Source organism: Gorillibacterium terrae (assembly GCF_051594785.1).
In the GTDB taxonomy this organism is placed as follows: Bacteria; Bacillota; Bacilli; order Paenibacillales; family NBRC-103111; genus Gorillibacterium.
The window spans coordinates 1,418,124-1,431,182 of record NZ_JBPPGI010000001.1 but is presented as its reverse complement, the minus strand read 5'-3'; the positions used below and the strand labels follow the sequence as shown (position 1 = coordinate 1,431,182).

Genomic DNA, 13,059 nt, shown 5'->3' with positions numbered 1-13,059 from the left:
CCGGTTCTCGGGCCCAGGAAGGCTCCCGTTCTGTTCCTTCCACATCGCCCCGCTCAATTCCTGCTTGGACCGGCGAAATCCCCGGGACGTTCTTCCCGTCGATTCATTCGCCCAAGGTATAAAACAGCTTCAACCGCTCCAGCCGCGACAAGCCCGCTTCCGGCACAGGAGCCGGAGCAGCCAGGATCGCAGCGGGCACCTCTCCGCCGTTTGTCCGGTGAATACCGCTCCAGGAGCCGAACGCCGAAAATAGCGCATGAAGAGCCACCGTTCCGAAGACGAACAGAATCAGGAACACGGTTCGTCGGACCAGCTTCTTCCAGGACAGCACCAGCAAACGCACTCTCTCCCTTCGGTTCGTCGAAGCCTCGCTTCGAACGTCTACTCCGATTCGAATGCCTACTCAGAACCTATGAACCGAAGAGACGGGCTATGCCGTCAAAATAAGAACACCCTCCTGCTGCGCCAGGCGCATCAGAGGGTGCTGCTGCTATATGGAATGGGGGGAACCTTCTGCCGATTCTTCTCCTCGCAGGTCTTGCAGATTCCCTGAAAGTCCAGTCGGTGATCGAGCACTTTAAAGCCGAATTCCTCTTCCAGCTTGGCTTCCAGCGGGGCAAGCCAATCCTCCATAATCTCGTTGACCGATCCGCATTGCACGCAGATCATATGATGATGATGGTGGCGCGAGCGGTCGTTGCGCAGATCGTAACGGGCGACTCCGTCCCCGAAGTTCATCTTCTCCAGCACATGAAGCTCGCTCAGGAGCTCCAGGGTGCGATAGACCGTGGCCAGCCCGATCTCGGGAGCCTTGTCTTTCACCAGCATGAACACGTCTTCGGCGCTCAGATGGTCCTCTTCGTTCTCCAGCAGGACCCGCACCGTTGCTTCGCGCTGAGGCGTCAGCTTGTAGCCCTGAGACTGCAATTGGTGTTTGATTTTCTCAATACGGGCTTCTTCCATGCTCTTCCTCCCCGGGCGCAAAATACTACTTTCATTATAGGAGGTTGTTCCTCGTAAAGTCAAACCATTTCGGGGCTTGCTCCGAACAGCGACAAGAGGGCCGGCGTCAGGTGCTTCATGAGCTCAGGCGACAGATAGGCCTCGTAGAGCGAGGCTCCGGCGGTCAGGAGGACGAGCAGGAAGGCGAGGGCGGTATAGCGGACAAACGGCTGATAGAACGGGCCTTTTTGCTTAAGAAACCGGTTCTTGACCACATACATGCCGAACGACAGGGCGGACACGCTGCCCGCAAGCATCACCGGAATGAGCAGCAGGTTCTGCGGAACCACGGACGCAAGCGAGAACAGGAAGCCGTTCCAAGCATACTGTCCGATCAAGAAGGCGATGGTGAAGCCGACCAGCGCCCCTTTCAGAAAGTCCAGTACCAGGATCAGCGGCAGCCCGATCACGGACATGCCGAACAGCCAGATGAGCAGCACCCACTTCACGTTCATGCCGAAGATCGTCCAGAAGGAACGAACCGTGTCCAGCTCCTCCCCCTGGTTCATCGACTCGAAGAAGTGCCCGAGATGCCGGCCGATCTCCTGCGTCATATCCAGCGTGAGCGCTCCGACCAGCACCACACCGAAGATCACCCCGGTCGCGAAGACGGCGGAAGCGAAAATATAAAACGACAGGTAGGTTCTCACATGAGTGGCGACTTTGCGTTTGGCGGGCATGGCGCTTGGCCTCCTTCGGGCATTCCTTGTCCAATCCCTACAAGCTTATGAACCCGATTGAAAAATCATGCCAGCCCGTCCATGCAACCCGCCCCGCTCCTCCATCGTCTAGTTGATGATTTGAATTCGATAGATACAGAGGGTGAACCGATCATGAAAAAGAGAACCCGCCGCTGGCTCGCCGCCGCCGTCCTGCTCGTCCTCGCCGCCGGCATCGGCTGGCTGGCTTACGGCAACAGCCCGGTCCGCGCAGGAGCGAACCCGCCCGTCCCGTCCGCCGGCAGTCCGACTGCCTCGGCAAACAGTCCGTCCGCTTCCGCCTCCCCGGCCCCGACCGCAGGAAGCCCGTCCGCTTCCCCCATCGGCGGCCAGGCTCCGTCGGCCAGCCCAGCCGCTCCCGCGGGTTCGCCCGTTCCGGCCGAAGGCGCTTCGGGTGCGTCTCCCGCTCCCGGAAGCGACACCGTTAAGCGGGTTCCCTACCACGGCAGCGTGGAGCATCTCTTCTTCCACCCGCTGGTGGTCTATCCCGAGCTCGCCTTCGACGGCGACAGCATGGCCAAGGGCTATTTCGACTGGTTCGTAACAGTCAAGGAATTCCGCAGCATTCTGGACGATCTGTACAAGAACCAATACCTCCTCATCCGGCCCGACGACCTCTACGGAACGCGCACCGGAGCGAACGGCAAGACCGAGCTTTACGCCAAGGACCTGCTTTTGCCCGAAGGCAAGAAACCGCTCATCCTCTCGGTCGACGACAATAATTATTACGATTATATGCGGCAGAACGGCAACATTCAGAAGCTGGTGATCGGCGACGACGGCCGCGTCGCCGGGTTCGCCGTCGATCCCAAGGGCAGCCGCGTCACGGCGCGGGACAACGACATCGTCCCGCTGCTCGATGACTTCGTCGCGGCCCATCCCGAATTTTCTTACAACGGCGCGAAAGGCGTGCTCGCTCTGACCGGCTACGAGGGCGTACTCGGCTACCGCACCAACGATGCGTCCGCGGCCGGCTACGCGGAAGAGAAGGCCGGAGCCGAGCGGGTCATCAAGGAGCTCAAGGCAACCGGCTGGAGCTTCGCCTCGCACGGCTGGGGACACCGCGATGCGGCGAAGATCACACCGGCGCACCTTGCCCAGGATACGGACCGCTGGCTGAAGGAGGTCGAGCCGCTCATCGGACCGACGAATGTCTACATCTACCCCTACGGCAGCTCGGTCGACCGCGTCCCGGCCAAGCTGAAGCTGCTGCAGGACCGCGGCTTTCAGGTCTTCTGCTCGGTCGGACCGCTTCCGTATCTGAAGATCACCAAGGAAGCGCTCTTCATGGACCGCCGCCACATCGACGGCATGGCGCTGACGCAGACGCCGAAGCGGCTCGCCCCGCTGTTCGATGCGGCCAAGGCGCTCGATCCGGCGCGTCCGAAGGCGGCCAACTGAATTCGTCTTTTCCCGTCAAAACAAAAGCAGGCTGACTCCAAGGAAGAGTCAGCCTGCTTTTGGCCATTTCAGCGATCCTTGGCGACCCGGCCATACCGGCCGCCGCCCCCGGCGTCCACCGCCAGCCGGCCTTCGCGGGAGGCGACGATGGCTCCGGCCACCCGGGCCCCCGCCGTTTCCGCCAGCTCGTCGGGCGAGGCTCGGTGGAGGATGTCCATCTCCGTGCCGAAGCGGGCGAGCAGCTTATCCAGCAGCTTGGGACCGAGTCCCGGGATGAATTCCAGCGGCACCTGATGGACGTAAGGCGGCCTCAGCCGAGTCGCGGCCGAAGCGGGCCGGTCGGCAATATCGCCGATGCGGTCCATCACGCCGCGGACGATCCGGCGGCTGCCGCAGACCAGGCAGCGGTCGGCGGATTGATCCGCTTCGTCGACGATCCGGGAGCATGCTTCGCAGTAGGTGCGGTGATATTTGCCGAGCCGGGGATTCAGACCGTAATTGGCGGCAATGCCACGCCCACCGCTGCCGGCAAGCGCCAGCTTCACCTCGGCGAAGCTCGGCTCCGCGAGGCTCAGCCGGTTGTATTCGCGGCCGATCTTGCCGAGAGAGTGCGCGTCGGAGTCGGTGACGAACGCGAAGCGGTCCAGCTCGCTGAGGCCGCCGGCCATCTCCGTGTCGGCGCTGAGTCCCAGCTCCACGGCTGCCACCAGGGAAAGGTCGAGGACATCGGCCATCCGGTCAGTGCAGCTTCCGTAGAGGCTTTTGTGCGGGGTGAAGATATGCGCCGGAATCGTCAGCCCGCCTCTGTCGGCCACGGCCCGCTGCAGCTCCCGGGCGGTGGCCCTCAACCGCTGGGTGCTGAGCGTGACGTTGGTCATGCGCGGCCTCAACCACTCGGTGAAGTCCTCCATGTCCCGGAGAGCAGGAAGGTAACACAGCAGATGCGCGGGACCGCTGCCGGGATCGTGCACCTCGATCTCGCTGCCGAGCAGAAGCACGGTGCTGCGGTACCGCAAGCCGCCGCCCTCGACCTCCTCCATTTCTCCGCGGTCCAGGCAGCGGCGGATGTCCGCCTGTACGGCCGGCGAGGCGCAGTCGATGATGCCGACGATGTCCATGCCCTTACGCAGCGACGCTTCCTTGGCGATGTTCTCGAAGGTCAGGCTGCGGGCTCCGGTGATCTTCACGGGAATGCCGTCTTCCGTTCGCCCGATATGAACGTGCAGGTCGGCGAAGTAGTCCTTCATTCCGGCCGCAGTCTCCCTGGATTGCCGATACACAGAAGCTCCCAGGCCTGAACCGCCAGAATCGTCTTGGCGTCGGCGATGACGCCGTCTGCAATCAGCTGCTTGGCTTCCTCCAGGGTCACCGCCCCGCATTCCAGGAATTCGTCTTCATCGGGATGGGCGTCGCCCGCTTTGAGGTCCTCCGCCAGATAGAGGTGCAGCAGCTCGTCGCAGAAGCCCGGCGCCGAATAGAACGAGGCGAGCTTCTCCAGCCTCCCCGCCGTATAGCCGGTTTCCTCCTGCAGCTCGCGCTCCGCCGCCGAGAGGGGATCTTCTCCCCGCTCCAGCTTCCCGGCGGGAATTTCCATCAGATTGCGGCCGAGCGCCTTGCGGTACTGCTCGACCACCAGGATGCGCTCGCCGATCACGGCCAGCACGCAGACGGCGCCGGGATGGCGGACGATCTCGCGGGTCGCGGTTCCCCCGTCCGGCAGGCGAACGGTCTCCACGTCCACGTTTATCACTTTTCCTTGAAAAATCGGCTTGACCTCCAGCGTTTCCTCTTCAAAACGCTTGTCCCGGCCATTCCCCATTCCAGTCTCGCCCATTCTACCCACTCCTTTGCCTTAATCGCGCCGCCGCCCTCAGCCCTTCCCGACAAACTCGGACAAGCGGTCATCGTTTGCTTTTTTCCTGCATATGATTGTAACACATCCGGAGCATTCCGGCCGAATCCGCAGGAAGGGAACGATTCGCATGAAAGTCTATGTCACGGAAGAAGGCTTCCGGATGGTGGGCAAGGCATGGGAGGTCCGCAGCAAGCTGAAGGAATTGTCCCAGGCCGCCGGCTCAGGCGATACCCGGGTCGCCTCCATGCTCCCCCGCCCGGCTGGCGGGAGCGGCAAAGGCAAGGAACGCAAAGGCCGGGCGAAGCCGTAATCCTTGCTTCAAAGGACAACAGCCGCTTTTTCTCAGGAAGCCAAGGCAGTAGCTGTGCCCCTCTTCTAACTCTTCCGGTCTGATCTCACGTTGCTTCGCCGTCTCTCCGTTCTTCCCGGGTAGCCAGTCCTAGGGAAACGGCGGGGACGGTATTTTTTATGGAAAATAATCTCCCTCGATTAGCGGAATTTCCCCCTTCCTCCCCGAGAACTCCATGCTAAAGTAAAGGCAAAGCGGCAATTTGTAAACTTCTTCCATACCCCATTCCGGGTCTATATCGCTCTTTATTTCGGGTACGAGGATGGCCGCCCACTCCACATGCGGAAGGGAGGAATCCGCTCGTCGGGCATTGCCTATCGGCTCGTCTGTCGGCTGTTGTGGACTTTAGCGGAGTCACTTTAATTCTACGAAAGAGGGTGTCCTTGATGAAAATGAAAATACGCCGCTTACGCAAGCCCCTGTCGCTGTTCCTGACGCTTATCCTGCTTCTCGCCTTAGTCCCCTCGTTCGCTTCGGCGGCAGACCGGGGAGCTTGGGCGCCTTATGTCTCGTACGCGGCCGGCGATACCGTCACTTACGGCGGGCAGACGTATAAGGATATCCAGGCGCATACCTCCCTGCCCGGCTGGGAACCGCCCAATGTTCCGGCTCTGTGGCAGCTCGTTCCCGGCGGCGGAGACACACAGGCGCCGACCGCTCCAACCGGACTGCAGGCAACCGCCGTCACCTCGTCGAGCGTCACCCTCACCTGGTCGGCATCCACCGACAACGTGGCGGTGACCGGGTACACGATCTATCAGTCCGGAACGCAGGTTGGCAGCGTCGGCGGATCGACGCGGACCTTTACTCACTCCGGCCTGAACGCCGCTACCGCTTATTCGTACACGGTGAAAGCCTTGGATGCGGCAGGCAATGTTTCGGCGGCGAGCGGCGCGGTCAGCGTCACCACCTCCGTCCCCGTGACCGATACGCAAGCGCCGTCGGCTCCAACCGGCCTCACCGTCACCGCAACGACCTCGTCCAGCGTAACCCTCGCTTGGACGGCTTCCACCGACAACGTTGGCGTTACGGGTTATGAGGTCTACAAGGGCTCGTCCGTTGCGCTGACGGTAACGGGAACGACGGCGACGGTCACCGGCCTGGCCGCCGCCACGAGCTATACCTTCCTGGTCAAGGCGAAGGATGCCGCCGGGAATGTCTCTGCCGCCAGCGCCTCGGTAACGGCGACGACCGCCACCACCGGCGGAGGCGGCACGCTGCCGAAGCATATTCTGACCGGCTATTGGCAGAATTTCGTCAACGGAGCCGCCAACCTGAAGCTGTCCGCCGTGCCCGCCGAATACGACATCATCGTGCTGGCGTTTGCCGAGATGGATTCGGCCAAACCGGGAGGCGTCACCTTCCATGTCGACTCCAGCCTGTCCGGCGCGCTCGGCGGCTATACCGATCAGGATCTCGTCAATGACATCAAGGCGAAGCGGGCCCAAGGCGTCAAGGTGATTCTCTCCGTCGGCGGGGAGAAGGGCAACATCAACCTCGGCAGCGCTTCTCCCAACGTCGCCAATTTTGTCGACAGCATGTACGGCTTGATCACGACCTATAACCTGGACGGTATCGACATCGACCTGGAAAACGGCATGAACGTCGCCAACCTGACCACAGCCGTCCGCCAGCTTCAGCAGAAGGTCGGCTCGGGGTTCATCCTGACGATGGCCCCGCAGACCATCGACATGCAGAGCAGCTCCACGTCGTACATGCAGCTCTATCAGAACCTGAAGGACATCACGACCGTCATCAACGTTCAATACTACAATTCGGGCTGCATGCTGGGTCGGGACGGAAAATGCTATTCGCAGGGCAGCGTAGACTTTCTGACGGCGTTGAGCGACCTGACGCTGCAGTGGGTCTCTCCCTCCCAGCTCGGCATCGGCGTACCTGCCACCTCATCGGCAGCCGGCGGCGGATACGTCTCCCCGTCCGTCGTCAACAACGCCCTGTCTTGTCTGGCGACCGGAGCCAATTGCGGCACCTATAAACCCGTCGCCAAATACCCGGATTTCCGCGGAGCCATGACGTGGTCCATCAACTGGGACGGTTCGAACGGCTTCGCGCTGGCCAAGACGGTGAAGCCTTATCTGAAGACGATGCCCTGAAATCGGAGCCTCCTTGCCGTCCCCCTTCAGAAAGCGCGTTGTTCCCTCGTCGGGAATAGCGCGCTTTTTGCCGTAAGGGGCGGTCCGCCATTTCCGAAAGCGCAGTGCAAAGAGGGTAATTTCGGCGCCTCAACCGAACCGTCGCGCTTAAAAAAACACAGCCGCATTTCACGCCGCATGGTAAAATGGGATATCCTGCATGTCCATCGAGGTGAATCGCAATGAAGCCTATCCGCACCGCTCTCGTAACCGGCTTCTGCATGCTGCTCGGTATCTTTCTGTTCAGCCAGTTGGGCCATGCCTTGAAGCCGACCGTCGCCGACGATCAGCTCCGCGTCCCGGTGAAGGCGAGCGTCCTGCATTCCATTCCGGAAAAGCATCCGGAAACGACGGTTGTCCAAGACGGAAATGAGCGAAGCCCGGGCATTTTGCAAATCCCCCGCGGCCAAACCGCCGAATACGCCGACCTCCTCAACCGCGAATACGGGGTGCGCGAGACTTTTCCCGTCGAAGGGCCGCCCACGTTCTCCCTTTCCGCTTACGGTCGGACTCTGAGCGACACGCTGAAGCGCTTCGCGGCGGGAGATTGGGGCGAGCTGACCTCGGGCTTCGGTTCTCCCGGCCGTCCGGCGAAGGAGATTCCCTTGGCCGGCAAGCTTGGCGGGCTGATGGCAACTACCCTGCGCTATCTCCTGCCCGCCCTGGCGTTTGCGGTCTTCGCGGGCACCGCCGGCGCGCTCGTGGCTTCGTTTCATCCCCGGCTCGGGCGGCTGTTCGACGGCGTACACGCCATCCTGCTCGCGCTGCCCGATTTCGTGGTGGTCTGCCTGCTGCAACTGCTGTGCATCTTCCTGGTCGGTCAGTTCCACCGCCCTATGTACCTTATCGTCGAATTCAACGGGCGTGTGCCCTTCTTCATCCCGTTCGTCGCCATCGCGCTCGTTCCAGGCGCGCTTGTCTACGGCACCCTTCGCATCGCCGTGCGGCGGGAATGGGCGGAGGATTACATCGTCACCGCCCGCTCGAAGGGACTCGGGCGCAGCGGCGTCATCGTCCGCCACGTCTTTCGCAACGTGGCGGACGACCTCTTCGCCGCGCTGCCGAAGGCGACCGGACTCGCCGTGGCGGCGATGGTCATGGCCGAGGTGCTGTGCCAGATCTTCGGCCTCGGCGGCCTGCTCGACCATCCGCGTTATTATGCAGGCGATTCGCTCGTCACGGTCTGCTTGGTTCTGGGGCTCGTCACCTTCGGCCTGAACCTGTTCTATGCGGTACTGAAGCGCCTGCTGCATGTCGGAATCCGGGAGGCGAGCGCACGATGACGCAGGACAATCGCTGGACTCCGAAGCGCTACTCGGCGGGAACGGCTTTGGCCGCCGGAGGGACCGCTCCGGCGGACGGAACGAAGGCTTTTCTCCAGCGGAAGCCTGAGGACTTCATTCCGCTCTCCATTCCGGTCGCCGCTACTCCGGGCGTCGCCACTCCGGCCGCCGCTGCAGCAGAGCAGCCCGCCGCCGCAAGACAGGCCGCCCCCCGACTCCGACGCTTCGCCGACCGGCTGCGCAGACTGCCGATGGCGTATCTGGTCGCCTGGTCGCTGTTCCTGCTGCTTCTGCTGATCGCTCTGCTCGGCAGCCGGCTCATGCCGCATTCGATCGGAGACGGCGCTAAGTTTCAATACCGCCAAGTGACGGAGGGCGGACAGCCGGTGTATATCATCCCTCCCGTTCGGCCGAACGGCGAATTCTGGCTGGGGACGGATCACCGGGGCATCGATCTCCTCAGCCTGCTCCTGAACGGCATGAAGCTTACCCTCGGATTCGCAGCGGCCCTCGCGCTATGTAGGTTCCTCTTCGGCATCCCGCTCGGCCTCTGGAGCGCCGGCAGCCGAGCGGGGCGGATCTTCATCCGCGTACTGCAGCTCGTAACCGCCTCTGTCCCCGCCCTGATCCTGCTCTATCCGGTGCTCATCGGCTTCTATCGGCTGCTGAACCTGGGAATGGTGCTGCCGGACCAGGAATGGAAGCGCACGCTGTTCTCGCTGCTGCTGTTTGCATCGGCTTCCTTCCTCGGAATCGCTTCGGTCGCCGACCAGACGGCGGAACGCAGCCGGTTCTTCCTGGCCAAAGACTACGTGGCCGCGGCCCGTTTGATGGGAGCGGGCCGCCTGCGGATCGCCCGCCGGCATATTCTGCCGGCCCTCGCTCCGGAGCTCCTGTACATGCTTCTGTCGGAATGGGTGCAAGTGCTCTTCCTGCTCGGCCAGCTCGCCGTACTGGGCATCTTCCTCGGCGGCTCCGAGACGGTCAACCTGGAGGATGGAATGCCGCTTATTCAACAGAGCCCCGTAGGCGAGTGGGGGGCGATGATCTCCTACGGCGCCCGGTTCATCCAGTTCTACCCGCATATTCTGCTCAGCGCCGGCTTGTTCTTCATCGTGTCGGTCGGGGTTCTCAAGTTCTTCCTCGCCCAGCTCCAGAAACGCGGCATGCGCATCCGCGAGGAACTGTAAGCCGCACGGGGCGACATACAGCAGGCCAAACTCAAAAAAAGCCATCCCTTTCACCGCGCCGCACGCGAGAGGGATGGCTTTCATCTTGTTCGAAGCGGGGACGAATTCGCCGGTATTAGTCGGCGCTGCCGGTCTGCACGGCTTCCTCGATCAGAGCGAGAAACACCTCGGCCAGCTTGACGATGTCTTCCGCCTTGATGCGTTCCTTGGTCGTGTGAATGTCCTCATAGCCGACCGACAGGTTCACTGTGGGAACGCCGTGCCCGTTGAACACGTTGGCGTCGCTGCCGCCGCCGGAATGGAAGGTCTTCGCAACCGCCCCAACGCGGGCGAGCGCCCGTTTCGTCAAGCCGACGATGGGGGCATCGTCCGAGAATTTGAAGGATGGGTACAGCAGGTGGCTGCGGAATTCGCAGGTGGCTCCCATCTCGGCGGCCGCGGCCTCGCAGGCGGTCCGCATCGACTCGACCTGACGGTTCAGCTTGTCGCTGTCGAGGCTGCGCGCCTCCGCTTCCAGCACGACCTTATCGCAGACGATGTTGGTCGAGCCGGCCGTTCCGCCGTAGAAGCTGCCGATATTCGCCGTGGTCTCCCGGTCGATTCGCCCGAGGTTCATCTTGGAGACGGCCCGGCTCGCCACCGTGATGGCGCTGACGCCGTCCTCCGGATTCACACCGGCGTGGGCCGAACGGCCGCTGAAGGTGATGAAGATCTTCTGCTGCGAAGGCGCAGCGACGGCGATGCCGCCGATTGCGCCGTTCGAGTCGAGCGCAAAGCCGAGGTCGGCATCGAGCCATTTCGGGTCCATCGCCCGCGAGCCGACCAGACCGGATTCCTCGCCGACGGTGATCACGACCTGAATCTGCGGATGATCGCGCTCTTCGTCGCGCAGCACGCGCAAGCCTTCCAGCAGCACCGCCAGCCCCGCCTTATCGTCGCTGCCGAGAATGGTCGTGCCGTCGCTCCGTATGTAGCCGTCCTCGCCAAGCGCCGGCTTGATGCCGTTGCCGGGCAGCACGGTGTCCATGTGACAGGTGAACATCAGCTTGGGCGCGGACGCGCCTTTTCCTTTTGCGGGAAGGGTGCAGATGAGGTTGCCCGCTCCGTGTCCGGTCTTCTCCTTGCTGTCGTCCTCTTGAACGAGAAGCCCGAGCTCGGTGAACTTCATTCTCAGCACCTGGGCAATCTTTTCCTCGTGCTTCGTCTCGCTGTCGACTTGGACAAGCTCCATAAACTCGCCGATCAGACGCTCCTGTTGGATCATAAGGTCTTCCCTCCATCGCTTCTATTGGGGTAAAATAGGGACTATGCGTTAGTATGTTACCCATTGCGCCTCCAGGCGCCTCCTTCATCTTACTCGTTTCCATACCACCTGAAAAGGGGAGTCCGCAATTGAAGTCCAAGCTCTGGTTCCGCATCGTCCTCTGGCTGATGATCGCCAGCATGGTGATCTCCACGCTGATGTACCTGCTGGAGGCCTTCATCCAACCGTTCTAAACCCGAGAAAAACCGCGTAAAAAAACCGTCGCGCTCCAGCAGGGAGGCGGCGGTTTTTTGGCATGGATCTGGCAATACGGCTTCCGGTCGGCCAGCTTCGGCCCCGGTTGCCCGAATCAATACAAGCGGGTATCCGGTCCGTAGCTCTCCAGGTTTTCCTTGACCCGCTGTAGGAAGCGGCCGCAGATCACCCCGTCGAGAATCCGGTGGTCGAGCGACAGGCAGAGGTTGACCATGGAGCGGACGGCGATCATGTCGTTGATGACGACCGGCTTCTTGACGATGGATTCGAAGGTCAGGATCGCCGCCTGCGGGTAGTTGATGATGGGGTACGACAGCAGCGAACCGAACGAGCCGGTGTTGTTCAGCGTGAAGGTGCCTCCCTGCAGGTCGCTCAGGGACAGCTTGCCGGTGCGCGCCTTGCGCGTAAGCTCGTCGACCTCGCGCGCGAGACCGGCGATGCTCTTCTGGTCGGCCTTCTTGATGACCGGCGTGATCACCGAATCATCGGTGCCGACGGCGAGCGAGATATTGATGTCCCGCTTGACGATGATCTTGTCTACGGCCCAGACCGAGTTCAGGATCGGGTAGTCCTTGATCGCGCCGACGACCGCCTTCAGCACGAAAGCCAGGTAGGTCAGGTTGATGCCTTCCTTGCGCATGAACTCGTCCTTCAGCTTGGAACGAAGCTGGACCAGGTTGGTGACGTCGACCTCCACCATCGTCCAGGCGTGCGGAATCTCCGTCACGCTCTGCCGCATGCGGCTCGCGATGGTGGCACGCACCGGCGTCACGTCGATCAGCGATTCGCCGCGGCTCTCGGCCACCTGCTCGACCTCGCTGAACGGCGTTACCGGCGTCGAGGTGAGGTGCAGGCCGGTGGAGCGCACCGGTCCGGCGGGCGCTTGGGTTGGCAGCGCGGGAGCCGAGTGAAACGGCTCGCCGCCGGGATAGGCCGGCGCTTGGGCCGGCGCTGCCGAAGCTGCGGACGCTGCCGGAGCGGAGACCGGAGCCGCCGCCGGAGCGGGCGGCAGCGAGGAAATGCCGGCCGTCACCGCAGGACTGCTTGCGGCCGGGGCCCCTATCCCCGCCGCCGCGGTCCGGTCGGCGTACGCCAGCACGTCCTTGCGCGTGATGCGCCCGCCGAGGCCGGTTCCCGGCACATCGGCCAGGCGGATGCCGCGCTCGGCGGCCAGCTTCAGCACAGCGGGCGAGAACCGTCCGCTGTGCTCGCCTCCGGCGCCTGCGGCGCTGTCCGCCGCGGCGGAAACCGCTCCATCCGCGGCCGGAGCGGGCGTCTCCGCTTCCGCCGACGCCCCGCTCTCTTCGCGGATGTAGCAGATCGGGTCGCCGACCTGGGCGGTCTCGCCCTCGGCGACCACCCATTCCGTCAGCGTGCCTTCGATCGGCGACGGCATTTCCACCACGACTTTCTCGGTGATCAGCTCACAGAGAATCTCATATTGTACGACATAATCCCCCGGCTGCTTCAGCCATTGGCCGACCGTCGCGGCGACCAGGCTCTCGGCCAAGTGGGGAACGGGCACGGCAGTGCCTCGGCTGTCCTTATCCCTCATCGGTTCGTCCCTCGTTTCCTTAAGTATCCACGC

13 protein-coding genes are annotated in these 13,059 nt (G+C 62.6%); 6 read left to right on the top strand and 7 right to left on the bottom strand.

Annotated elements, in window-relative coordinates; translation table 11 throughout:
• Positions 1 to 103: 103 nt before the first annotated feature.
• From ACSEXS_RS06055 to spoIIM, 3 genes are all read right to left on the bottom strand, one after another.
• Positions 104 to 343 carry a hypothetical protein gene (locus ACSEXS_RS06055; protein ID WP_438432263.1) on the bottom strand — a complete coding sequence of 80 codons (240 nt, stop codon included), beginning with the start codon at positions 341 to 343 and terminating at the stop codon, positions 104 to 106.
• Positions 344 to 474: 131 nt separating this feature from the next.
• Positions 475 to 963 (bottom strand): ferric iron uptake transcriptional regulator, encoded by a 489-nt coding sequence (fur, locus tag ACSEXS_RS06050; protein ID WP_438432262.1) that lies wholly within the window; start codon positions 961 to 963, stop codon positions 475 to 477.
• Between the two features lie 59 nt (positions 964 to 1,022).
• Positions 1,023 to 1,682 (bottom strand): stage II sporulation protein M, encoded by a 660-nt coding sequence (gene spoIIM / locus ACSEXS_RS06045; RefSeq protein WP_438432261.1) that lies wholly within the window; start codon positions 1,680 to 1,682, stop codon positions 1,023 to 1,025.
• A gap of 153 nt (positions 1,683 to 1,835) precedes the next feature.
• Between spoIIM and ACSEXS_RS06040 the strand changes: the two genes are divergently transcribed.
• Complete coding sequence (locus ACSEXS_RS06040) at positions 1,836 to 3,122, top strand: polysaccharide deacetylase family protein (protein WP_438432260.1); 1,287 nt, start codon at positions 1,836 to 1,838, stop codon at positions 3,120 to 3,122.
• A 68-nt stretch (positions 3,123 to 3,190) separates the two neighbouring features.
• Here the strand turns inward: ACSEXS_RS06040 and ACSEXS_RS06035 are convergent, their stop codons facing one another.
• Both ACSEXS_RS06035 and ACSEXS_RS06030 read right to left on the bottom strand, forming a co-directional pair.
• Positions 3,191 to 4,369 carry an endonuclease Q family protein gene (locus ACSEXS_RS06035; protein WP_438432259.1) on the bottom strand — a complete coding sequence of 393 codons (1,179 nt, stop codon included), beginning with the start codon at positions 4,367 to 4,369 and terminating at the stop codon, positions 3,191 to 3,193.
• The gene (locus ACSEXS_RS06030) at positions 4,366 to 4,956 is read right to left on the bottom strand and encodes an NUDIX hydrolase (RefSeq protein WP_438432258.1); all 591 of its coding nucleotides are present in this window, start codon (positions 4,954 to 4,956) and stop codon (positions 4,366 to 4,368) included. The genes ACSEXS_RS06035 and ACSEXS_RS06030 overlap by 4 nt, the downstream gene beginning before the upstream one ends.
• A gap of 148 nt (positions 4,957 to 5,104) precedes the next feature.
• Here ACSEXS_RS06030 and mciZ point away from each other — a divergent pair, with 148 nt between their 5' ends.
• From mciZ to ACSEXS_RS06010, 4 genes are all read left to right on the top strand, one after another.
• Positions 5,105 to 5,287: a Z-ring formation inhibitor MciZ gene (gene mciZ / locus ACSEXS_RS06025; RefSeq protein WP_438432257.1), complete on the top strand. Its 183-nt coding sequence runs from the start codon at positions 5,105 to 5,107 to the stop codon at positions 5,285 to 5,287.
• A 425-nt stretch (positions 5,288 to 5,712) separates the two neighbouring features.
• Positions 5,713 to 7,440 carry a fibronectin type III domain-containing protein gene (locus tag ACSEXS_RS06020; RefSeq protein ID WP_438432256.1) on the top strand — a complete coding sequence of 576 codons (1,728 nt, stop codon included), beginning with the start codon at positions 5,713 to 5,715 and terminating at the stop codon, positions 7,438 to 7,440.
• A gap of 221 nt (positions 7,441 to 7,661) precedes the next feature.
• The gene (locus tag ACSEXS_RS06015) at positions 7,662 to 8,762 is read left to right on the top strand and encodes an ABC transporter permease subunit (RefSeq protein WP_438432255.1); all 1,101 of its coding nucleotides are present in this window, start codon (positions 7,662 to 7,664) and stop codon (positions 8,760 to 8,762) included.
• The gene (locus ACSEXS_RS06010; RefSeq protein WP_438432254.1) at positions 8,759 to 9,952 is read left to right on the top strand and encodes an ABC transporter permease; all 1,194 of its coding nucleotides are present in this window, start codon (positions 8,759 to 8,761) and stop codon (positions 9,950 to 9,952) included. Before ACSEXS_RS06015 ends, ACSEXS_RS06010 begins: the two co-directional genes overlap by 4 nt.
• 115 nt (positions 9,953 to 10,067) lie before the next feature.
• Here ACSEXS_RS06010 and ACSEXS_RS06005 read toward each other — a convergent pair whose 3' ends face one another.
• Entirely contained in the window at positions 10,068 to 11,216 is a 1,149-nt protein-coding gene (locus tag ACSEXS_RS06005) for a M20/M25/M40 family metallo-hydrolase (protein ID WP_438432253.1), read from the bottom strand.
• A 128-nt stretch (positions 11,217 to 11,344) separates the two neighbouring features.
• Between ACSEXS_RS06005 and prli42 the strand changes: the two genes are divergently transcribed.
• Positions 11,345 to 11,449, top strand: coding sequence for a stressosome-associated protein Prli42 (prli42, locus tag ACSEXS_RS06000; protein WP_438432252.1), 105 nt, complete (start codon positions 11,345 to 11,347; stop codon positions 11,447 to 11,449).
• Positions 11,450 to 11,565: 116 nt separating this feature from the next.
• On the opposite strand, the gene ACSEXS_RS05995 is transcribed toward prli42, so the two are convergent.
• Positions 11,566 to 13,026, bottom strand: coding sequence for a dihydrolipoamide acetyltransferase family protein (locus ACSEXS_RS05995; protein ID WP_438432251.1), 1,461 nt, complete (start codon positions 13,024 to 13,026; stop codon positions 11,566 to 11,568).
• Between the last annotated feature and the right edge of the window lie 33 nt (positions 13,027 to 13,059).

Excerpts from the sequence above, each read along its gene's own strand:
- fur (WP_438432262.1), bottom strand. The coding sequence starts at position 963 with ATGGAAGAAGCCCGTATTGAGAAAATCAAACACCAATTGCAGTCTCAG.
- spoIIM (WP_438432261.1), bottom strand. The coding sequence starts at position 1,682 with ATGCCCGCCAAACGCAAAGTCGCCACTCATGTGAGAACCTACCTGTCG.
- ACSEXS_RS06040 (WP_438432260.1), top strand. The coding sequence starts at position 1,836 with ATGAAAAAGAGAACCCGCCGCTGGCTCGCCGCCGCCGTCCTGCTCGTC.
- ACSEXS_RS06035 (WP_438432259.1), bottom strand. The coding sequence starts at position 4,369 with ATGAAGGACTACTTCGCCGACCTGCACGTTCATATCGGGCGAACGGAA.
- ACSEXS_RS06030 (WP_438432258.1), bottom strand. The coding sequence starts at position 4,956 with ATGGGCGAGACTGGAATGGGGAATGGCCGGGACAAGCGTTTTGAAGAG.
- mciZ (WP_438432257.1), top strand. The coding sequence starts at position 5,105 with ATGAAAGTCTATGTCACGGAAGAAGGCTTCCGGATGGTGGGCAAGGCA.
- ACSEXS_RS06020 (WP_438432256.1), top strand. The coding sequence starts at position 5,713 with ATGAAAATGAAAATACGCCGCTTACGCAAGCCCCTGTCGCTGTTCCTG.
- ACSEXS_RS06015 (WP_438432255.1), top strand. The coding sequence starts at position 7,662 with ATGAAGCCTATCCGCACCGCTCTCGTAACCGGCTTCTGCATGCTGCTC.
- ACSEXS_RS06010 (WP_438432254.1), top strand. The coding sequence starts at position 8,759 with ATGACGCAGGACAATCGCTGGACTCCGAAGCGCTACTCGGCGGGAACG.
- ACSEXS_RS06005 (WP_438432253.1), bottom strand. The coding sequence starts at position 11,216 with ATGATCCAACAGGAGCGTCTGATCGGCGAGTTTATGGAGCTTGTCCAA.
- ACSEXS_RS05995 (WP_438432251.1), bottom strand. The coding sequence starts at position 13,026 with ATGAGGGATAAGGACAGCCGAGGCACTGCCGTGCCCGTTCCCCACTTG.